General features: G+C 70.4%; 22 protein-coding genes. 11 read left to right on the top strand and 11 right to left on the bottom strand.

Translation table 11 applies throughout. From position 1 onward, the window contains the following. The first annotated feature begins 48 nt into the window (after positions 1–48). Positions 49–891 carry an SDR family oxidoreductase gene (locus tag FHG66_RS05025; RefSeq protein ID WP_139075621.1) on the top strand — a complete coding sequence of 281 codons (843 nt, stop codon included), beginning with the start codon at positions 49–51 and terminating at the stop codon, positions 889–891. On the opposite strand, the gene FHG66_RS05020 is transcribed toward FHG66_RS05025, so the two are convergent. The 3 genes from FHG66_RS05020 to FHG66_RS05010 form a co-directional block, all read right to left on the bottom strand. Next, positions 888–1,742 (bottom strand): 4-(cytidine 5'-diphospho)-2-C-methyl-D-erythritol kinase, encoded by an 855-nt coding sequence (locus tag FHG66_RS05020; protein ID WP_139075619.1) that lies wholly within the window; start codon positions 1,740–1,742, stop codon positions 888–890. The two genes, FHG66_RS05025 and FHG66_RS05020, sit on opposite strands and share 4 nt — an antisense overlap. Continuing rightward, positions 1,735–3,483: a tetratricopeptide repeat protein gene (locus FHG66_RS05015; protein ID WP_176556130.1), complete on the bottom strand. Its 1,749-nt coding sequence runs from the start codon at positions 3,481–3,483 to the stop codon at positions 1,735–1,737. Before FHG66_RS05015 ends, FHG66_RS05020 begins: the two co-directional genes overlap by 8 nt. A gap of 135 nt (positions 3,484–3,618) precedes the next feature. Next, positions 3,619–5,280: an electron transfer flavoprotein-ubiquinone oxidoreductase gene (locus FHG66_RS05010; RefSeq protein WP_139075616.1), complete on the bottom strand. Its 1,662-nt coding sequence runs from the start codon at positions 5,278–5,280 to the stop codon at positions 3,619–3,621. Positions 5,281–5,457: 177 nt separating this feature from the next. Here FHG66_RS05010 and greA point away from each other — a divergent pair, with 177 nt between their 5' ends. Next, the gene (gene greA, locus FHG66_RS05005; RefSeq protein WP_139075614.1) at positions 5,458–5,928 is read left to right on the top strand and encodes a transcription elongation factor GreA; all 471 of its coding nucleotides are present in this window, start codon (positions 5,458–5,460) and stop codon (positions 5,926–5,928) included. 23 nt (positions 5,929–5,951) lie between these two features. Here the strand turns inward: greA and FHG66_RS05000 are convergent, their stop codons facing one another. Beyond that, the gene (locus FHG66_RS05000; RefSeq protein ID WP_139075612.1) at positions 5,952–6,533 is read right to left on the bottom strand and encodes a GNAT family N-acetyltransferase; all 582 of its coding nucleotides are present in this window, start codon (positions 6,531–6,533) and stop codon (positions 5,952–5,954) included. 45 nt (positions 6,534–6,578) lie between these two features. Continuing rightward, positions 6,579–7,169, bottom strand: a complete 591-nt coding sequence (gene mobA / locus FHG66_RS04995) for a molybdenum cofactor guanylyltransferase MobA (RefSeq protein WP_139075610.1) — start codon at positions 7,167–7,169, stop codon at positions 6,579–6,581. 120 nt (positions 7,170–7,289) lie between these two features. On the opposite strand from mobA, the gene FHG66_RS04990 reads away from it, so the two are divergent. Genes FHG66_RS04990 through FHG66_RS04980 form a run of 3 tightly spaced genes read left to right on the top strand, consistent with a single transcriptional unit; the run spans position 7,290 to position 9,019 of the window. Further along, positions 7,290–7,991 (top strand): DUF7002 family protein, encoded by a 702-nt coding sequence (locus FHG66_RS04990; RefSeq protein ID WP_139075608.1) that lies wholly within the window; start codon positions 7,290–7,292, stop codon positions 7,989–7,991. Positions 7,992–8,000: 9 nt separating this feature from the next. Continuing rightward, the gene (locus tag FHG66_RS04985; protein WP_139075606.1) at positions 8,001–8,696 is read left to right on the top strand and encodes an AzlC family ABC transporter permease; all 696 of its coding nucleotides are present in this window, start codon (positions 8,001–8,003) and stop codon (positions 8,694–8,696) included. Then, positions 8,693–9,019: an AzlD domain-containing protein gene (locus FHG66_RS04980; protein WP_139075604.1), complete on the top strand. Its 327-nt coding sequence runs from the start codon at positions 8,693–8,695 to the stop codon at positions 9,017–9,019. The genes FHG66_RS04985 and FHG66_RS04980 overlap by 4 nt, the downstream gene beginning before the upstream one ends. Here the strand turns inward: FHG66_RS04980 and FHG66_RS04975 are convergent. The 3 genes from FHG66_RS04975 to FHG66_RS04965 form a co-directional block, all read right to left on the bottom strand. Beyond that, on the bottom strand, positions 9,016–9,597 hold the full coding sequence (locus FHG66_RS04975; RefSeq protein WP_139075602.1) for a hypothetical protein: 582 nt from the start codon (positions 9,595–9,597) through the stop codon (positions 9,016–9,018). The genes FHG66_RS04980 and FHG66_RS04975 overlap by 4 nt on opposite strands. Beyond that, positions 9,597–9,812 carry an aa3-type cytochrome c oxidase subunit IV gene (locus FHG66_RS04970; RefSeq protein ID WP_139075600.1) on the bottom strand — a complete coding sequence of 72 codons (216 nt, stop codon included), beginning with the start codon at positions 9,810–9,812 and terminating at the stop codon, positions 9,597–9,599. The genes FHG66_RS04975 and FHG66_RS04970 overlap by 1 nt, the downstream gene beginning before the upstream one ends. Positions 9,813–9,879: 67 nt before the next feature. Next, on the bottom strand, positions 9,880–11,577 hold the full coding sequence (locus FHG66_RS04965) for an acyl-CoA dehydrogenase (protein ID WP_139075598.1): 1,698 nt from the start codon (positions 11,575–11,577) through the stop codon (positions 9,880–9,882). Positions 11,578–11,661: 84 nt separating this feature from the next. On the opposite strand from FHG66_RS04965, the gene FHG66_RS04960 reads away from it, so the two are divergent. Further along, complete coding sequence (locus FHG66_RS04960; protein ID WP_139075596.1) at positions 11,662–12,627, top strand: L-threonylcarbamoyladenylate synthase; 966 nt, start codon at positions 11,662–11,664, stop codon at positions 12,625–12,627. A gap of 10 nt (positions 12,628–12,637) precedes the next feature. Here FHG66_RS04960 and FHG66_RS04955 read toward each other — a convergent pair whose 3' ends face one another. From FHG66_RS04955 to ubiA, 3 genes are all read right to left on the bottom strand, one after another. Beyond that, entirely contained in the window at positions 12,638–12,964 is a 327-nt protein-coding gene (locus FHG66_RS04955; RefSeq protein ID WP_139075594.1) for a hypothetical protein, read from the bottom strand. A gap of 96 nt (positions 12,965–13,060) precedes the next feature. After that, positions 13,061–15,007 carry an OmpA family protein gene (locus FHG66_RS04950; protein ID WP_139075592.1) on the bottom strand — a complete coding sequence of 649 codons (1,947 nt, stop codon included), beginning with the start codon at positions 15,005–15,007 and terminating at the stop codon, positions 13,061–13,063. Between the two features lie 109 nt (positions 15,008–15,116). Continuing rightward, complete coding sequence (gene ubiA, locus FHG66_RS04945; RefSeq protein ID WP_139075590.1) at positions 15,117–16,082, bottom strand: 4-hydroxybenzoate octaprenyltransferase; 966 nt, start codon at positions 16,080–16,082, stop codon at positions 15,117–15,119. Between the two features lie 11 nt (positions 16,083–16,093). Between ubiA and FHG66_RS04940 the strand changes: the two genes are divergently transcribed. From FHG66_RS04940 to FHG66_RS04920, 5 genes are all read left to right on the top strand, one after another. Next, on the top strand, positions 16,094–16,816 hold the full coding sequence (locus tag FHG66_RS04940; protein ID WP_139075588.1) for a 16S rRNA (uracil(1498)-N(3))-methyltransferase: 723 nt from the start codon (positions 16,094–16,096) through the stop codon (positions 16,814–16,816). Next, complete coding sequence (locus tag FHG66_RS04935; protein WP_246082466.1) at positions 16,813–17,655, top strand: GNAT family N-acetyltransferase; 843 nt, start codon at positions 16,813–16,815, stop codon at positions 17,653–17,655. Before FHG66_RS04940 ends, FHG66_RS04935 begins: the two co-directional genes overlap by 4 nt. A gap of 31 nt (positions 17,656–17,686) precedes the next feature. Next, entirely contained in the window at positions 17,687–18,193 is a 507-nt protein-coding gene (locus FHG66_RS04930; RefSeq protein ID WP_139075587.1) for a hypothetical protein, read from the top strand. A gap of 106 nt (positions 18,194–18,299) precedes the next feature. Then, positions 18,300–19,655 (top strand): glutamate--cysteine ligase, encoded by a 1,356-nt coding sequence (locus tag FHG66_RS04925; protein ID WP_139075585.1) that lies wholly within the window; start codon positions 18,300–18,302, stop codon positions 19,653–19,655. A 24-nt stretch (positions 19,656–19,679) separates the two neighbouring features. Continuing rightward, a complete protein-coding gene (locus tag FHG66_RS04920) occupies positions 19,680–20,024 on the top strand; it encodes a hypothetical protein (protein WP_139075584.1) in 345 nt (114 codons plus the stop codon). The last annotated feature ends 8 nt before the right edge of the window (positions 20,025–20,032 follow it).

Genomic DNA, 20,032 nt, shown 5'->3' with positions numbered 1-20,032 from the left:
ATCGAAACCAGGTTTCCTGCGGAAACCATATAGACGACGGAGATGCGGATGTCAGGGCGGATTCTGGTGCTGGGCGCGACGGGAACGGTAGGCTCCCATGTAGTCGAACAACTGGTAGCGCGCGGCGAGCGGGTTCGGGCCGCGTCGCGCCATGCCGCTCCGGTCGCGGGCGCCGAGTCCGTGCGCTTCGACCATCTTGATCCATCCACCCATGAGGCGGCGTTCGTGGACGTGGACCGGGCCTATGTGCTGGTGCCGTCGGGTTATCTGGGGGCACAGGACATCCTCCACCCGATCTTCGACCGCGCGGCTAGTCGGGGCGTCAAGGTCGTGTTCCAAAGCGTGTTCGGCGTGGATGCCGACGACTCCATCCCCTACCGGCAGGCCGAGCTTCACCTGGAGCGGAGCGGAACGCGCTGGGTCACGCTGCGGCCCAACTGGTTCATGGACAACTTCCACACCTATTGGCACGAAGGCATCTTGCGGCACCATGCGGTCGCCGTCCCGGCCGGAGAGGGCAAGACCAGCTTCATCGACGCGCGCGACATCGCCGCCAGCGCCGTCGCGGCGCTGAGGAGCGACCGCTTCGACAACCGCGCCTTCAACCTGTCCGGACCCGAGGCGCTGAGCTACCACGAGGCGGCGGCGGTGCTGTCGAACGCGCTGGGTCGGACCGTGACCTACCGGCCGAACGATGACGAGACCTTCGTGGGTATTCTCACGGGCGCGGGCGTCCCCGAGGACTACGCCCGCTTCCTGTCGTCGATCTTCCACCCCGTCCGCGAGGGGTGGGCGGCGGCGGTCACCGGCGACGTGGAAACGCTGACAGGACGAGCGCCGCGCGACCTGCGCGCCTATGCCCAGGATAACACGGGCCGTTTCGCGGTCTAGGCCAGCAGGGGCGCGGGGGCGACCCACCAGCCCTGCCGGGACAACTGGATCGTGCGGGCGACGGTTCGGGCCGTGCCCGCATTCCGCGTGATCCCCACGCAGGTGGCCCCCGATCCCGACATCACGGCCGCGAGGACGCCCCGTGTGCGCCGGAGCACCGACAGCACCTCGGCCACCGGAGGGGCCAGCTTCTCGGCGGGGGCCTGGAGGTCGTTGCGGACCGTGTGCAGCCAGGCCACGAACTCATCGGCGCTGCGGGTGTCGGGCAGGGCCGGCATGGGGGGGTTCGTCCGCGTCACGAGCCCGCCGAAGACGTCCTTGGTGGGCAGCACCACGCCGGGGTTCACAAGGATCAGTCCGATCGAGGGCAGGGCGGGCGCGGGGTCGATGACCTCGCCCCGCCCACGCATGCGCATGGCGGCCGGCGCGTGCAGGCAGACGGGAACATCCGACCCCAGGGCCAGCACTTCGGGGGCGTCGGGGGACAGGGGCTCCACCTCCCAAAGGCTGGCCAGCAGCCGCAGCGCGGTAGCGGCATCCGACGATCCCGAGCCCAGTCCCGCCCCATGAGGCAGGGTCTTGGTCAGGCGGATCGCCGCGCCCTTGGTCACGTTCCGCGCCGCGCGAAGGGCCTTGGCCGCGCGCAGCACGAGGTTGGTGTCGTCGGTCGGGACGCCCTTGGAGAAAGGCCCGGTGACGGTCAGGGTCAGGTCCCGCGCGGACGCGGCCATGATCTGGTCCCCGGTGCCTGCAAAAACCACGAGGCTGTCGAGTTGGTGATAGCCGTCCGCACCTCGCCCGGTGACATGCAGGGCAAGGTTCACCTTGGCCGGGGCAAAGCCCTTATCCACCCTGGTTCCCAGCCGGGAGGCCCGCCGTTTCCTTGGCGTCCTCGGTGTCTGTCGGCGCAGCCAGCCCCGAGGCGAGCTTCTCCCGGATCCGTTCGATGTCCGCGGGCGCGGGGTCGAGCGACAGGGCGCGATTCCACTGAAAACGGGCCTCGCGGGTGCGGTCGACGCGCCAGTAGGCGTCGCCCAGATGGTCGTTCACCACCGGATCGTTGGCTTCCAGCGTCGCGGCCTTTTCCAACTGCTCCACGGCTTCGGCATAGCGGCCCAGCCGGTAATAGGCCCAGCCCAACGAGTCGACGATGGCCCCGTTGTCGGGATGCAGGTCCACGGCCTGCGCGATCAGCGCCAGCGCCTCGTCCAGCTTCTCGCCCCGGTCAACAAGGGAATAGCCCAGGTGGTTCAACACCTGCGGCTGGTCCGGGCGAAGGTCCAGCGACCGGCGCAGGTCGGCCTCCGCGCCCGGCCAGTCGCCCTGCGCCTCGCGGGCGAGGGCTCTCATGAAGTGGACGAACCACAGCCGGCCCGAGTCCTGCGAGAATAGCTCGATGGCGCGGCCGTAGGCGGCCTCGGCCTCCTCGTGGCGCTCCAGCCCCCGCAGGAGATCACCCCGGCCCACCTCTGCATCGGCAAGGTCCGGACGATCCTGCGCCAGGCCCGTGAGGACTTCGAGAGCGGCCTCCTCCTCTCCGGTGTCGCGAAGGACCTCCGCCCGGCCGAACTCGGCGGCGATGAAGACGGGGCTGTCGGGCGGCACGAGCCCATAGGCCTCGCGGGCGAGGGTGGGCTGGCCCAGGGTTTGGAACAGCTCGGCCGTCAGAAGCGCGGCCTCGGCGTGCCGCTCGTTCAGGGCCAGCGCCGCGCGGGCATAAAGAAGGCCCGCCTCGGCATCACCCTCGGCCAGCACGGCCGCGATGCTGAAATAGACTTCCGCCAGCCCCTCTTGGGGTGACCGGACCAGATCGAAGGTGACGGGTCCGCCTGCCGCAAGGCGGGCCCGCAAGGCGGCAAGCGGCTCGTCGAGGTCAGAGCCGAAACTGTCGTCCAGAAGCGCCACCGCCTCGTCCGAGCGGCCCAAGGCGCCCAACACCTGCGCATGCGCCAGGATAGAGCGGCGGGTGCGCTGGACGCCTTTGGCCTCGGGACCGGAGAAAAGGGCCTCGGACCCCGCGAGGTCCCCGGACAGCGCCAGGGCCAGCGCCTTATGGTACAGCCCGAAGGCGCGGAAGTCCGAGTTGGCGGCCAACTCATCGAAGGCGGACAGCGCGGCGGCGTCATCGCCCAAGCCCAGCCAAGCGTAGCCCCGGGCCAGGCCATCCACCAGCGGGCCTACCTTACGCCCGGCTTTGAGGTCGCTCAGGATCGCGCGCCAGTCCCCGTCCCGCGCATTGGACACGGTGAGCACCAGATGCGCGAAGGGACTCGCAAGACCGGCCTCGACGATGCGGTCGGCCAAGTCCGCCGCGGCCTCGATCCGGCCCAGGCCCAGGTCGGCGGACAGCGCATTGCCCAGAAGCCAGGGATCGGCCGCATCGCTTTCGAGCGCCTGTGCGAACAGGTCGGAAGCGGCGGTCAGGTCGGCGGCCTGCCGCGCCGCGCGGGCCGACAGATAGACCCCCGCAGGGGCCGCGCCGGCTTCTGTGTCCGCCTGGGCAGGCAGGCTCCAGGTGTTCAGCGCCAGGGCCAGCGCCCCGAGCAGGGCGGCCTTTTGTCCCGATCCGTGCACGGCTGTGTTCCCTGTCATCGTGTCCCAGTGCCCGAAGTTAAGCGCGGCGGACCCCCGCTGCAACCAGAGGTTGGGCTGCGCCGCCGCAGACCAGCAAGTTCCCGCCCCTGTTAGCACGGGCGGGAGCCTGCCAGAAGTCATCGCCTCTCGGGCTCACATGTTCGGGTAGTTCGGTCCGTCGCCTCCCTGCGGGACCGTCCAGACGATGTTTTGGGATGGATCCTTGATGTCGCAGGTCTTGCAGTGGACGCAGTTCTGAAAGTTGATCTGAAACCGCGGTCCAGTTGGCTCCTCCACCACCTCGTACACGCCCGCCGGACAGTAGCGCTGCGCCGGCTCCGCATAGAGCGGCAGGTTGCGCCCGATGGGGATCGAGGGGTCCTTCAGCTTGAGGTGCGCGGGCTGGGACTCGTCGTGGTTGGTGCCCGAAAAGGCCAGGTTGGTCAGCCGGTCGAAGCTGAGCTTCCCATCGGGCTTGGGGTAGGCGATCGGCTTGTGCTTGGCCGCCGGTTCCGTCGACTCCGCATCGGTCTTCCCGTGCCGGATGGAGCCGAAGACGGAGCGGTTCAGCAGAGTCTGCGTCCACATGTCGAGGCCTCCGATACCGAGGCTCGCCATAAGGCCGTAGCGGCTCCAGAGCGGCTTGACGTTGGCCACGGCGCGCAGGTCGCGGCCCACGGCCCCGGTGCGGACGACATTGTCGTAGTCCTCCAGCACGTCGCCCTCGCGCCCTGCGGCGATGGCGGCCTGCGCCACCTCGGCCGCGTGGATGCCCGACAGCATGGCGTTGTGGTTGCCCTTGATCCGGGGGACATTGACCATCCCGGCCGCGCAGCCCAGCAGCACGCCGCCGGGAAAGGCCAGCTTCGGGAGCGACTGCCACCCACCCTCGTTGATGGCGCGGGCGCCGTAGGCGGTGCGCTTGCCGCCCGTGAGGATCTCGGCCACCAGCGGGTGATGCTTGAAGCGCTGGAACTCTCCGTAGGGGTAAAGGTACGGGTTGCGGTAGTTCAGGTGGACGACGAAGCCGACATAGGCCTCGGTGTCCGACAGGCCGTAGATGAACCCGCCACCGCCCGCGCCCTGGTTCAGCGGCCAGCCCATCGTGTGGATGACCTGGCCCGCGCGGATGCGGCCCGGCTCGACTGTCCAAAGCTCCTTCATCCCCAGCCCGTATTTCTGCGGCTCGCGGCCCTGGGCCAGCTTGAAGTGGGCGATGGCCTGCTGGGACAGGGAGCCACGCACGCCCTCGGCCAAGAAGACGTACTTGCCGCGGATCTCCATCCCCGGCTCGTAGTTCGGGCCCGGCGCGCCGTCGAAGCTGCCGTCCGGGACCTTGCCGAACTCGCCCGCGACGACGCCGGCTAGGCGGTCGTTCTCGCCCCAGACCAGCTCGGAGCAGGACATGCCGGCAAAGATCTCCACGCCCAGCGCCTCGGCCTGCGTGGCGAGCCAGCGGCAGACATTGCCCATAGAGACGACATAGTTGCCGTGGTTGTTCATCAGGGGCGGCATCACCCGGCCCGGGATCCGCATGCGCCCACCCTCGCCCAGAACAAAGAAGCTGTCCTCGGTCACGGGGGTGTCGAGGGGGGCGCCCTTGGCCTTCCAGTCAGGGATCAGCGCGTTCAGTCCCACCGGATCGAGCACCGCGCCCGACAGGATGTGCGCGCCGACCTCAGACCCCTTCTCCAGAAGGACCACCGACAGATCGGGGTCGAGCTGTTTGAGGCGGATCGCCGCCGACAGGCCCGCCGGGCCGCCGCCCACGATCACCACGTCATAATCCATGGATTCGCGCTCGACCTGCGCCATGTCTCGTCCCTTCCTTTTCCGGGGACCTGAGGTAGACATTCATGGGCCAAAGCGCAAATGCGACATGACGTGGCAGTGGCCCCAGACCTCTGCACGTTCCCGAGGGGTTGACTTGGGGGCGGCCCGCCGAGTTATGAACCACTTTCTTGAAGGCCCGCGATGACGGGGAAGGACCGAATGGAAAAGATCCCGCTGACCCGCGCCGGGTTCGACAAGCTCGACGCGGAGCTGAAGCACCTCAAATCCGTGGAGCGGCCCGAGATCATCGCGGCCATCTCCGAGGCGCGCGCCCATGGCGACCTGTCCGAAAACGCCGAGTACCACTCCGCCAAGGAGAAGCAGAGCTTCATCGAAGGTCGGATCAAGGAGCTGGAAAGCATCATCTCCCTCGCCGAGGTGATCGACACGGCCAAGCTGTCGGGGCCCATCAAGTTCGGCGCCGTGGTCAAGCTCGTGGACGAGGACACGGACGAGGAACGAACCTACCAGATCGTGGGCGAATACGAGGCCGACATCGAGAACGGACGGCTCAATGTCCGCTCGCCGCTGGCACGGGCGCTGATCGGCAAGGTGCAGGGCGACAGCGTCGAAGTCCGCACGCCCGGTGGCGAGAAGAGCTACGAGATCCTGGGCGTCTCGTACGCCTGATTACGGGGTGCCGGGCCGGGCGGTCAGCCCACCCGCAGCACCATCGTCGTGGCCGCGCGGAAGCGGAACACGTAGCGCAGCAGGCCCGTCGAATGACGGGCGACCGCCCGGTAGCCCTTGCGCTCGTACAGGGCGCGGGCGCGGGTGTTCTCGTCCACCACATCGAGCCGGACCTCTTGGTAACCGCGCGCCCGCGCTTCGGCTGCGATGGCATCGAGCAGGCGGGTGCCCACGCCTCGTCCCCGCGCCTCGGGCGCGACGAAGATGCCGTCCATGAGGAAGCGCGCGTTCTCGGTGTCGCGGCCCAGAAGCGTGAGCAGGGTGAGCCGCCAGAGCGCCCCTGCATGCCCGTAGACCCGCGCCATGTCGGTGTAGGTGCCCCCCACCAGCGCGCCATCGAGGGTTTTGAACCCCGCCACGCCCAGAAGGCGTCCGTCGTCGTCGAAGGCGCAGAAGGCGTGGTCCGGCGACAGCACTGTCTCGATGAAGGCGAGCGCGCGGTCCGATGGACCCAGCGCGCGGCCGAGCTTCTGGCCGAAGGCCTCCCAGTAAAGGGCGGCGATGGCGGGGCGGTCGGCTGCGGTGAAGCCCTGGACGATGCGCATGGAAAGGATGGTGGGGAGCGCCGCGGCGAAATCCAGTCCTTCCCCTCAGAGCCAGCGGACAGCTGCCGCCATGTCCTCGGGGGTGTTGAGGTTGAGAAAGGGGTCGGGGCCGCCAGACGGGACGGGGAACTCCACGGTGCGGGCCCCGTGGTCGCGCGCGAAGGTCTCGACCTTCCGCAATCCGTTCTGCAGGTCGTCGCGCAGTTCTCCGGCCAAGGCGACGGGCCAAAGGGCAGCCACCGGGTGAATGCGACCGCCCGAGGCCGCGATGGCAGGAGCGCCTGCCGCCCCGAGGCGTTGGGCTAGGTCCCGTGGCAGGAATGGGGCGTCACCAGGCACGGTCATCACTTCGGCCGTCCCAAGCTCCATGGCCCATTCCATCGCGGCCAGCACCCCGGCGAGCGGCCCGGGATGGCCGTCCATCGGATCGGGCAGGACAGGGAGGCCCAGATCCGCGAACCGGGCCGGATCGCCATTGGCGTTGAGCGCCAGCGGAGCGGCCCCGGCGCCAAGGCGCTCCAGGATGGCCGAAAGCACCGTGCCGGCCCCGAAGGGCCGCAGGCCCTTGTCGCCGCCGCCCATGCGACGCGACAAGCCGCCCGCAAGGATGACGGTCGGAAAGGGGGGCTGGGCCATGATCCGCTCCGGGCTCTGCTGCGCCATCTAGCGCGTGCGGCCGTCGCTGGCCAAGCGGCCCCTTGACCGCCCGCACGAGCGTCCGAGGTCTGGGCCTGAGTGGCGCGACGGAGGGCTCCTGTGACCGATGCCGATCTTGAGGACCTCCTGAGCCGGAGCCCGGTGCTGTTCCATATGGCCGAGGCCGGAAGCTGGCCGTCGATCCGCGACAAGGGCCTGCTCAGCACCTCGGCGCTCGTCGACCTTTACGGGATCACGGGCGTGGCGCGCGACCGCATCGAGGCGGAACGTCGCCCCGGCCCCGTCGTACTGGATCATCCGGCGCAGGGCCGGGTGGTGATCCGCGACAACGCGCCCCTGAACATCCGCAAGCTCGGGCGCGCCCTGCCGCCCGACCTTCCGGTCGAGGACTGGCTGCGGCTCCTCAACGGGCGGGTGTTCTTCTGGTTGTCGCGCGACAGGCTGGGGCGGCTCCTGGGGGCGCGGCTCTACCGCGAGGCCGCCCATGACGTGCTGGAGGTGGACGCCGCGTCCTTGGTCGCCGCGCATCGGGCGCGGATCGAGCTGTCGCCCATCAACAGCGGCGTGACGGACCCTTTCCCGGCCCCGCGCGGTCCCGACACCTTTCGGCGCATCGCGGATTATCCCTATGCCGAATGGCAGCGAAAGCGGGGGCGCAACGGCGAGGCCGCCGTGGAGTTGGTGGTGCCGGGCGGGGTTCCCGACATCGCAGATCATATCCGGCGCGTGGTGCCGATGAGAGGCGACCGGGAGGAGGGCACCCTGTGGGAGCGGGTTGCCTCCGGTCGGGCAGGGGGCTAGGCCCGCGTCATGTCCAGCAGCACCTCTCCCCTGGCCCGGGGCATCCGGGACGGTCTTCCTTTCCTTGTGGCGCTCACGCCGTTCGGTCTGCTGTTCGGGGTCGCGGCGGCCGAGGCGGGCCTGGGCCTGGGCAAGGCGCTGGCCTTTTCGGTCGCCGTGATCGCGGGGGCGTCGCAGTTCACGGCGCTCAGCATGATGCGGGACGGCGCGCCGGTGCTCATCGTGCTGGCGACAGCGCTGGCCGTGAACCTGCGGATGGCGATGTATTCGGCTTCGCTCGCCCCGCATCTGGGGGGCCTCCCGCTCTGGCAGCGGGCCCTTGCCGCCTACTGCCTGGTGGATGCGACCTATGCCGCCTCCATCGCCGTGTACGAGCGGGAACCGGGCTGGACCCTACGCGACAAGCTGGCCTACTTTGCCGGGGTCTGCCTGCCGGTCTGCCCGACCTGGTTCCTGCTGACGGTGATGGGCGCGATGCTGGGCCGGTCGGTGCCGGACTGGATGGCGCTCGATTTCGCGGTGCCGATCTGCTTCCTCGCCATGGTGGCGCCGGGCCTGCGGACGCTGGCGCATCTCCTGGCGGCGCTGACATCGGTGGCGCTGGCGCTGCTGCTGGCCTGGATGCCTTATTCCTCGGGCCTGCTGGTCGCGGCCTTGGCCGCGATGGCCGTGGGGGCCGAAACGGACCGGAGGATGGCAGGATGAGCGGGCTGCCGTTCTGGACGGTGATCGTCGGCCTGGGGATCGGGACGTTCCTGATCCGCTTCTCGTTCCTGGGGCTGCTGGGGCAAAGGCCGCTGCCCCCTTGGGTGCTGCGCCACCTCCGCTACACGGCGGTTGCCGTTCTGCCGGGGTTGGTGGCCCCCCTGGCGCTCTGGCCCACCGCGACCGGTGGCCAGACGGACCCGGCGCGGCTCCTGGCGGCGCTGGCGACCGTTGCCGCCGGGATCTGGACCCGGAGCGTCCTGGGTGCCATGGCAGCCGGTGCGGTCGTGCTATATGCCGTCCTGGGTCTCGGGGCCCTCTAGGCGTCCTCGGAAACCGGCGGGCCGTGACGCTCGACGGTGACGACGCCGGGCAGGCGGCCGAAGCGGTTGGCCAGATGCTCGGGGAAGTAGGTCATGCCAAGCCCCTCGAAGCCCGGGAGCTGTTTCAGGAGAGCGGCAGTCGCACGGGTGCACATGGCCATGCCGACGGGACCGGCTTCCTTGGCCAGCGCCAGCGCCTGCTCGGCCACCTCGGGCGGGACCTGGATCTCTTGGCGGACATAGTAGTAGCCGTCCTTGGCCTGGTAACCAAGGTAGCGGGCCTCGACCTCGGGCGAGAAGCCGAACAGCACGTCGTTCCGCTCGGGCACGGCGGGGTCGGTCCAGCCTCCATAAGGGTCGAACAGGACCCTTTCGCTCGCGTTGATGAGAAGGGCGGTGTGCGCGCCCTGGCCATCGCCTTCGTTCCGCACCGTCACCAGCGCGAGATAGGTCGGCCCCGAGGCGCGGTAGCGCGCCATCTCGACCGATTCGTCCGGTGCCCAGATCGAGGTCGCATCGCCGCCGCAGGCCGCCAGCGGCGTCAGGACCAGTCCGGCCAGAACGGCGCGGCGTCGCATCAGCCGTTGATCAGGGCCAGGAGGAGCAGGAAGACCGCGATCAGCATGGCCATGCGCGACACGAAGCGCATGAAGGTCACAAAGGTCCGCTCCTGGGCCGTGATGTCCATGGTGCCGGGCTCGTGGTACGATGTGGAATGGGCCTTGGTGGTGTGCGCCAGGGTCTCTCGGGCGAGGGCCCCCTCGGCGTGAGGGTGCTGGGCGTGCTGGGCCATGGCGTCGTCCTTTGCGGCTGGTCGGAGCGCGGGATAGCGGATCGCACCGCTGCTGTCACGCCCCCCTTCAGGATGCGAGGTCAGCGGCCGTGACGTCCAGCACGCCCCCGGCCCCGTCCCGTGCCTGGGCCAGGAGGCCCATGTGCTCGGGCAGGAGGCGGCGGACATAGAAGGCCGCAAGGCGCAGGCGGGCCCCGTCGCCGGCCATGGCCGCCTGGAGATGCGCGCGCGCGCCCAGGATCCGGGCAAAGGCGCGCAGATAGGCGCAGGCGCCCGCCCCACGGTCGGCGGGATGGGCCAGAAGCCAGTCGGTCGTTTCGCGCAGGCTTTCGGCGGCCTGCCAAACCGGCTCGGCCAGTTGCGGGTGCGACACTCGGGCGCGGCCGGCTATCTCAACCACTTCGTCGATGAGGCGGCCGGCGGCCTCGCCCCCATCCGCGAGCTTGCGGCCCACGAGGTCCAGCGCCTGGATGCCGTTGGTGCCCTCGTAGATCTGTGTCACCCGCACGTCGCGGGCGAACTGGGACGCGCCGGTTTCCTCGATGAAGCCCATGCCGCCATGGACCTGGATGCCGATCTGCGCGACCGCGTGACCGACATCCGTCCCAAAGGCCTTGGCGATGGGGGTCAGGAACGCTCCGCGCGCCGTCCAGAGCGGATCGCCGGTGGCCGCCGCCATGTCCAGGGCCACCGCGCAATCGAGAGCGATGGCCCGCGCCGCGAAAAGGTCGGCCTTCATGGTGGCCAGCATCCGGCGCACGTCGGCATGTTCGACGATGGTACCCGACCCGTCCGCGCGCCCCTGGCGGCGCGTCGTGGCCCAGTCCAGCGCCTGCTGGAACGCCGCTTCGGCCACGCCGATGCCTTGGACGCCCACGCCCAGGCGGGCGTTGTTCATCATCGTGAACATCGCCGCCATGCCCCCATGGGGCGGCCCGACGAGCCAGCCCTTCGCGCCCTCGTAGGACATGACGGCGGTGGGCGAGCCATGCAGGCCCAGCTTGTGTTCGAGCTTGAGGACACGCAGGGCATTGCGTTCGCCGGGATTTCCCTCGGTATCCGGGATCAGCTTGGGGACGAGGAACAGCGAGATGCCCTTGGTGCCCGAGCTGCCATCGGGAAGCCGGGCCAGGACCATGTGGACGACGTTGCCGGTGAAGTCGTTGTCGGCCCAGGTGATGTAGATCTTCTCTCCGGTGATCCGGTAGGTGCCGTCTCCGTCCGGCTCGGCCCGAGTCCGGAGCGCCCCTACGTCCGAGCCCGCCTGCGCCTCGGTCAGGTTCATGGTGCCGGACCATTCGCCGGACACGAGCCGGGGCAGGTAGAGCGCCTGGATCTCGGGCGAGGCGTGGTGGGACAGCGCCTCGATCTGGCCCTGGCTCATCAGCGGGTTGAGCTGGAGCGACAGGCACGCCCCCGACATCATGTCGTTCACGCAGGTGGCCAGCGCCAGGGGCAGCCCCGCGCCGCCCCAGTCCGACGGGGCCGACAGCCCGATCCAGCCGCCGTCGGCGATGGCGCGGTACCCCGCGGCGAAGCCGGGCGAGGTGCGAACCAGGCCATTCTCCAATCGCGCCGGATGCAGGTCGCCCGCCCGGTTGAGCGGGGCCAGCACCCCGTCGCACAGGCGCGCGGCCTCGGTCAGCACCGCATCCACGGTCTCGGGCGTGGCCTCGGCAAAGCGGGACGTCGTGGCCAGTCGCGGGAAGCCCGCCACGTGGTCGAGGTGGAAGCGCAGTTCGGCGAGCGGCGAGCGGTAGGGCATGGAAGGTCTTCCGGCCGGGGCTAGGCAAGGCGCGACCCGGAGCCTAGAGGGGCGCGGGATGACCTCAAACCGGAACGCCACGTCATGACCGACCAGCCTCCGCAGGACGTAGCGACACGACGGCTGATGCCCGATGCGGCCGGCCTGCGCGCGGCGGCGGCTTTGCTGGCGGACGGGGGCCTCGTGGCCTTTCCGACGGAAACGGTCTACGGCCTCGGGGCCGACGCGGGGAACGGCCGGGCGGTGGCGGGGATCTATGCCGCCAAGGGGCGACCAAGCTTCAACCCGCTGATCGTGCATGTTCCGGACGTGGAGGCGGCGGAGCGGCTGGCCGAGGTGTCTGGGATGGCCCGCGACCTCATGGCCGCGTTCTGGCCGGGGCCCCTGACCCTGGTGCTTCCGGTGCGCGAAGGTGCGGGCCTTTCGCCCCTGGTCATGGCGGGCCTGCCGACGGTGGCCCTGCGCGCGCCGGCCCATCCGGTGGCGCGGGACCTCCTGCGCGCGGTGGGACGCCCCTTGGCGGCTCCTTCGGCCAATCCTTCGGGCCGGGTCTCGCCCACCACCGTCGGTCATGTTCTGGCGGGGCTCTCGGGCCGGATCGACGCGGTGCTGGACGGCGGGCCCTGCCCCGTCGGGGTGGAGTCGACGATCCTGGCGCTCGACCCTGTTCCCCGGCTCCTGCGGGCCGGCGGTCTGCCGGTCGAGGCGCTGGAGGAGGCGCTGGCCCAGCCGATCGTCGTGGACACCGATCCTGCCCGCGTGGCCGCCCCCGGACAGCTCGCTTCCCACTACGCACCCCAGGGCCGCGTGCGCCTTCGGGTGACAGCGGCCGATCCGGGCGAGATCCTTCTGGGGTTCGGCCCTGTCTCGGGCGATCTTACGCTCTCGGCCTCGGGCGATCTGGCCGAGGCGGCGGCGAACCTGTTCGGCTGCCTGCACCGGCTCGATGCGATGGGGGCCGAACGGATCGCGGTGGCCCCGATTCCCGAGCGCGGACTGGGCCGCGCCATCAACGACCGGCTCCGTCGCGCGGCGGCCCCGCGCCCCTGACCGGCAGGCCTCAGCGCCGGTGGTTCCGCTCGATCCAGCTGCGCAGGCCCTCGGATTCCTGCCGCGAGTCGCGCAACCCTTCCATGGCGGCCCGTAGCTCGGCCTCTTTTTGCGCGATCAGATTCTCCAGCTCGGCCTCGCGGGTCGCGAGAAAGGCCAGTGCCTGATCCCGCGTCTCTTCTGCATCGTGCAGCGCCTGCGCCATGCGGTCGAGCTCGCCGATCTCGGCGCGGGTGACGCGGGTGAATCGATGGACCAGCCAGCCCGCGAACCAGCCCAGGGCAAAGGCCGCGAAAAGGATGACCGCCGTGGCGATGATGAACTCGGTCCTGTTCACGTCCCTGTCCCTGTTCGGGCGGCGTTCCATCGCGCGCCCTGTTCCCGTGTGCCCCAGGGGTCTTCCCCTTCCCCTAGGGGTGGCCCGTCCGCTTGGCTAGTCCCCGCTGGGCCCGTCCTCCCCGGGCCGGACGGGCGGCGGCTCGGGCGCGTCGGCCATGGGCTGGGCTGCAGCATCATGGACGGGCGGCAGGGGCGGGCCGATGAAGTCCGTCCCGGCCATCGTCGCCTCCGCGCCGATCAGCGTGAACTCGATCCGGCGGTTGGCCACGCGGCCCGCTTCGGTCTCGTTGGACGCGATGGGCGCGGCCTCGCCATAGCCCTGGGCCTCGAAGCCAGACACGGGCACCCGCTGGGCGCGCAGGGCGGTCAGCACCGCCTCGGCCCGGCTTTGGCTGAGTTGAAGGTTCGAGGTTTCCCGCCCTTGGCTGTCGGTGTATCCCGCGATGCGCAGGCGCAGGTCGGGGCAGCTCCGCAGGATCTCGGCGATGGCCTCGATCACCGGCACCCCTTCGCGCGAGATGGTGTCGCTGCCCGGGTCAAAGGTGATCTTGGCCGCGTCGGTCACGGCGGTGATCTGGGCCAGGCACTCCTCGGGCGTGGGCAGGGCCGCCAGTGGGTCCAGCTCCTCGGCATAGGCCACGTCGATCCGCAGGTCGGCGTCCGGGCCCAGCGTCTCGATGGCGCGGGCGGCGATCTCGTCCCGGGCGGCCTTGTGGCCGGTGCGGCCGGTGACGGCGATGCTGTCCGGCGTCACGGTGACCGACCCTTCCGCAAGCCGCGACAGCGCCTCGAGGCCCGTCAGGACCCGCATGGACCAGCCGGCGGGCAGTCCGTCCGCTCCGGGCCGCGTGGCCATGACCACGTGATCCGCCCCAAAGCGGGCTTGGGCAAAGGCGCGGGCCAAGCCCGTCATCCTCCGGTCCTCGATCCGGCCGCTCAGGCGGATCGTGCCGTTCTCGGCCAGTGTGGCCTGAAACTGGGGCGGGCCTTGGGGCGCTTCGGCGGCGACTGGGAGGGGCCGCTGGGCGTCGAGGGCAAAGGCGTCGGGCAGGGCGCCGTCGAGTTCGCCCGCGACGCGGTCGAACAGCGCGCGATCGACCCCCTGCTGGGCCACCAGGGACACGTCCGCGTCCGAGAAGGTCAGGGTCCCTCCCCCGAGTTCGTGCAGCGCGGCGATCCCAGTGGCGACCGCATCCCCCCAGTCGGGGGTCGGCGCACCCAGACCCAGGCGGCAGTCGAGCGGCCTCTCGGCCCCGGCCGAGACGGCAGCGGCGATGATGGCGTTCCGGGCCTTCTCCGAGTCGGCCGAACAGGCGTCGAAGGCAAAGCGGCCGCCCGCAAGGGTGGCACGCACCGTGAAGGGCGCGATCACCGGGCGCGGGGCCGAGACGGCGAGGCCCAGGCGGATCCCGTCGGGCTTCATCCGCGCGAGCTGGGCGGTCAGCCGCCGCTGCTCCTCGGGCGAATCCGAGATGGCGTCGATCGACACGCGCCCGGCCGCGACCGAGATCTTGGCGCGGGGCAGGGCCTCCAGCGCGTCCAGCGCATAGTCGACCGAGAGATCCCAACGCTCGGGCACGGGGTGGTCGGCGGTCTGGAGAAGGTCCGCCACGTCCTGTCCGTCCACCGCCTCGGCCACGTCCTGCGCCAACCGGCCACGATCCGTATCGGCCGGGATCAGCCCGATCAGCGACACGCCCGAGTCGTTCCTCAGGATCTCGATGGCGAAGTCGGGGGGGGCGATGGCCTGCGCCTCGGTCACCCGCATGTTGTCGATGACCCGGCTTGCGTCGACCATCGCCCCTGCCGCCGAGATGGCGTTGAAGCGGTCGGCTTCCGACGGCGCCTCGCCTTCAAGGATGACCTGCAGGCCGTCTCCCAGGACCGAGGCCCAGTCGTGGCCCTCGGCGGCCAGCCGGTCCGCCACGGCCTCGACAGAGCGGTCCTCGACCATGCGGGCGAGGCTTTGGGCGGCTACGGCCGACAGGCCGCCGGCGCACAGGAAGGCCGCGACGGCGAGGATGGGAGAGGATAGTCTCATGGATGAATTGTTCGTTGACTGTGGCAGATGGGCAACCCGGGTTCTCTAAGCCCGCTTCGCCGCATGGGCAATCGCACAGGCCCAGGAGTGGCGGAAAGCCGCGCCCGGGTCAGGACAGTGCCGCCAGTGCAAAGGCCAATGCCGGAATGAGGCCAGCATCGCGGTTGGAACGGAACAGCCGTAACAGGCCTTGGGCGTCCTCCGGATCGAAGCGGCGAAGCTGCCAAGTCATGTGCCACCCCATCGCCCAGGGTCCACCCAGCGCGAGCACCAGCGCCAAGGCCGAACCCTGCACCCCCGCCAGGATGGCGGCAAAGCCCATCAGCGCCACGGTCGCCACCAGGAAACGGCGAAGCCAGCGGGGCGTCTCCTCTCCGAACAGGCGGGCGGTGGACTTCACGCCGATCAGGGCGTCGTCCTCGGCATCCTGATGGGCGTAGATCGTGTCGTAGAACAGCGTCCAGGCGATTCCGCCCAGCCAGAGGAGGATCGCCGGAGCGTCGAGCCGCCCCGCATGGGCCGCGTAGGCCAGCAGCGCCCCCCAGTTGAAGGCCACCCCCAGCACCGCCTGTGGCCACCACGTCACCCGCTTGGCAAATGGATACAGCGCCACGGGCAGGAGGCTCAGGAAACCCAGCAGGATGGCGATGCCAGGCAGGGTGAGAAGGACCAGGAAGGCGATCCCCGCCTGCGCCACGAGCCAGGCCAAGGCCTGCCGGACGGTTACCTGCCCCGAAGGCAGGGGCCGTGCGCGGGTGCGGGCGACCTGCGCGTCGATGTGCCGGTCAGCGATGTCGTTCCAGGTGCAGCCCGCCCCGCGCATGAGCACGGCCCCAAGGGCGCAGGCCACCGCGATCCAAAGATCGTGCCAGCCGGGCCGCGCGCCCGTCGTCACCAGCGCAAGGCCCAGGCCCCACCAGCAGGGGAGCAGCAGGAGCCAAGTGCCAATGGGCCGGTCGGCGCGGGACAGGCGCAGGTAGGGACGCGAGGCCGGGGGCGCATAGCTGTCCACCCAGTTCGCGGCGGGCGCGTCCGGGACGGCTCCGGCCTCTGGTGTCTCGGTCATCCCGCTCATAGGTTCGTCCCATGCCGTCCAAGGTCCGCCTGTTCCTAGACCATCCGCTTGCCGAAGGGCAGGGCGTCCCGCTGGACGCCGATCAGGCGCATTACCTGTTCGGCGTCATGCGCCTGGGGCCCGGAGCGCGGCTGTCCGTCTTCAACGGCCGGGACGGGGAATGGGAGGCCGAGGTCGCTGATGCGGGCAAGCGCGCGGGGCGGCTGGTCGCCGTGGCGCAGACCCGGCCCATGGCGATGCCGCCGGACCTTTGGCTCCTGTTCGCGCCCATCAAGAAGGCCCGGACCGACTTCATCGTCGAAAAGGCCGCCGAGATGGGCTGCCGCCGCATCCTGCCCGTGCAGACCGAGTTCACCAACAGCGAGCGGATCAGGGCCGACCGCCTGCGCGCCCATGCCGTCGAGGCGGCCGAGCAGTGCGGCAACGTCTTCGTCCCCGAGGTAGAGGACTTGATGCGGCTGCCCGAGGTCCTGGCCTCCTGGGACCCGTCCCGCACGCTCTGGTTCTGCGACGAGACGCTGGCCACCGGCGCAGCCGCGACGCCAGACCGGACCGGGGCCCCGGGCGCGGTCCTGATCGGGCCCGAGGGCGGCTTTTCCGACGCGGAGCGGGCCCGCCTTCGGGCGCTGCCTTTTGCGCGCAGCATCCGTCTCGGGCCCCGCATCCTGCGCGCCGACACGGCGGCAGTGGCGGCCCTGACGCTCTGGCAGGGTGTCGAGGGGGACTGGCGGTGACCTTCCGCGCCGCCACCGCGGCTGACCAGCCGGTCATCGAAGGCTTCCTGCTGGCGCATGTGGAGACGTCCATGTTTCCGCTGGCCAATCTGGCGCGGCACGGCATGGCCGGCGGGCATCCGCGGGCCATGCGGTTCTGGATCGCCGGCCTGCCGCCCGTGGCGGTGCTGGGCGCCACCGACGACGGCATGGTCCTGCCGCAAGTTCCGACCGAACAGGCCGGCGAGGCTGCAAAGGCGGTCGCGGGACAGCGCGTCCTTGGCCTCCTGGGCGAGGGGGCGCAGGTCGCGGCGCTGCGCGAGGCCATGGGCCTGGGGGACGCCTCCGCCCTTCTCGACAGGGAGGAGCCGCTTTTCTCCCTTGATCTCGCAGGGTTGCGGATGCCGTCCAGTATGGGACTGGCCCTTGCGCCGCTGTCGGCTGCCCCACGCGACCTGCTCTTGCAGTGGCGCGCCGCCTATGGCCGCGAGGTGCTGGGCTGGGTCGAGGGCGCCGAAGCGCAAGCCGAGTGTGACATCGACGGCGACCTCGCCCAAGGCCAGCATCGGATTCTGTTCCGGCACGGCGAGCCGGTGGCGATGACTGGCTTCAACGCCCGCCTGCCCGGCATCGTGCAGGTGGGGGGCGTCTGGACCCCGCCGGAGTTGAGGGGCCAGGGCCTCGCGCGGGCGGCGGTGGGGCTGCATCTGGCCGAGGCGCGAGACGAGGGGGCCAAGCGCGCAATCCTCTTTTCAGCCAGCGAGATGGCAGCCCGTGCCTACCGTGCCCTGGGCTTCCAGGAGATCGGGCGCTTCACCCTTCTGATCTTTGCCGAGCCGCAGGAGGTGCGCCCTGCCTGACCTGAATCTTCGCCCGGAGATCCGGGATGCGTTGCGCCGGGGGCGCGAGACTCTGGCCGGGGCGGCGCTCGTGCTGGTCGCAGTCTGGATGTGGGTCGCGACCTTTGGGGTGACACGGCTCCTGGCCCTCGCGCTGGGGGTGCTGGGCCTTGCCCTTGTCTGGACCGGCGTGCAGCGATGGCGCTTTGGGCGGGGCACGGGCGGACCGGGCGTCGTGCAGGTGGACGAACGGCGGCTCGTCTACTGGGGGCCGCTGACCGGCGGGGTCATGGACCTCGACAACCTCGCGCGGCTGGATCTCGACCCCGGCGGGCGGCCCGCGCATTGGGTGCTGACGGACTTGCGGGGCGAGGTGCTGGCCATCCCCACCACGGCCCAGGGCGCGGAGGCGCTGTTCGACCTGTTCGCGGTCCTGCCGGGCCTCAAGGTCGAGGCGATGCTCTCGGCTCTGGCGCGCGAAGATGGGGCCCCGGTGCTGCTTTGGCGCCTGCCCAACGTCGTCGTCCTCCCCTCGGTCGGGCAGCGGCGTCTCCACTGACAAGCGTGACCCGGGCGCGCCCGGTCCAGCCCTCTGCGGGCCGCTCCATTGACACTGCCAAGCCCGCGCGTCACCTCTCTGCCCGCACGTGAACGAGAGGGCCCTCATGTCCATTCCCCAGTCCGGCGGCGGCCCCATCGAGGATCCCCGGCAATTGGCCGAGTATCTCGAAAAGGGATGCAAGCCTGCCGAGGCCTGGCGCATCGGCACCGAGCACGAGAAGTTCGGCTATCTGACGGACACGCTGGAGCCCTTGCCCTATGACGGCCCCCGGTCCGTCCGCGCCATCCTCGACGGTCTGGCCGCCAAGGGCTGGGAGCCCATCCGCGAAGGCGAGGCGGTGATCGGCCTCAAGAAGGGCAAGGCCAACGTCTCGCTCGAACCCGGAGGCCAGCTGGAGCTGTCCGGCGCGGCGCTGGAGCATCTCCACCAGACGGCGGCCGAGTTCGACTCGCATATGGCCGAGGTGCGCGACGTGGCCGATCCGCTGGGCGTGGCCTTCATGGGGATCGGCGCGGCCCCTGTCTGGACGCACGACCAGATGCCGGTCATGCCCAAGGGCCGCTACAAGCTGATGACGGCCTATATGGGCCGCGTCGGCACCCACGGCACGCAGATGATGTACCGGACCTGCACCGTGCAGGCGAACCTCGACTTCGGGTCCGAGGCCGACATGGTGAAGAAGCTCCGCGTGTCGCTGGCGCTCCAGCCGGTCGCGACCGCGCTTTTCGCGTCATCCCCGTTCTTCGAGGGCAAGCCCAACGGGCACCGGTCCTGGCGGTCGCGCATCTGGCGGGGCCTCGACGACGCGCGGACGGGGATGCTGCCCTTCGCCTTCGAGGACGGGATGGGGTTCGAGCGTTACGTGGACTGGGTTCTCGATGTGCCGATGTACTTCGTCTATCGGGACGGGACCTACATCGATGCGCTGGGGCAAAGCTTCCGCGACTTCCTGAAAGGAAAGCTGCCCGCCCTGCCCGGTGAGGTTCCGACGCTGTCGGACTGGGCCGACCACCTCACCACCGTCTTCCCCGAGGCGCGGGTCAAGCAGTTCATCGAGATGCGCGGCGCCGACATGGGGAGCCGCGACCATGTGCTGGCGCTGCCCGCCTTCTGGACGGGGCTGACCTATGACCAGGGGGCGCTCGACGCCGCCTGGGATCTCGTGAAGGACCTTGACCAAGCTACCCGCGAGGGGCTGCGGGTCGCGTCCTCCGAGCGGGCCTTGCAGGGCGAGGCGGGGGGCGTGCGGCTCCTGGACCTCGCGCGGGCCGCGCTGGGCATCGCCGAGGAAGGCTTGCGCGCCCGCGCCGACCGGGGCCTGCCGGACGAGCGGGTGTTCCTGCGGCCACTCTGGGATTCGGTAGGCTCGGGCCGGGTGGTCGCAGACGACCTGCTCTCGGCCTATGAGGGCGAGTGGGCGGGCGACCTCTCGCAAGCCTATGACGCATGCCGCCTGTGAGGCGCGACCAGGGAGGGACCGAGCATGGCCGATGAGGACAAGCCGCAGGAGAAGCGCCCGCAGCAGGTCTTCACCCTGCTTGTGGAGGTCGGGCGCAAGGCCGACGACGGCCTGCCCGAGAACGCCACCGGCGGGGCCTTGCTCTGCTACGCAAGCGGCGTGGACGAGGCCGAGGCCGTGCGCGAGACCGTTGCCGTGCTCAAGGAGGCCGGGCTCGCCCCTCTCGACGTGTCGGGCTACGGTACCCTGGAGGAGCGGCTGGCCGAGGGCCACGACATCGACGAGGACGAGCGTACCCTGATGGAGCGGGCCCGGGCCGAGAACGCCGTCATCGTCGCCCAGATGACCCCCTTCTTCGACAAGCCCTAGGCTTCGGG

It is taken from the genome of Rubellimicrobium rubrum (assembly GCF_006152115.1).
In the GTDB taxonomy this organism is placed as follows: domain Bacteria; phylum Pseudomonadota; class Alphaproteobacteria; order Rhodobacterales; family Rhodobacteraceae; genus Rubellimicrobium; species Rubellimicrobium rubrum.
This window is presented reverse-complemented; position numbering and strand designations above follow the sequence as displayed.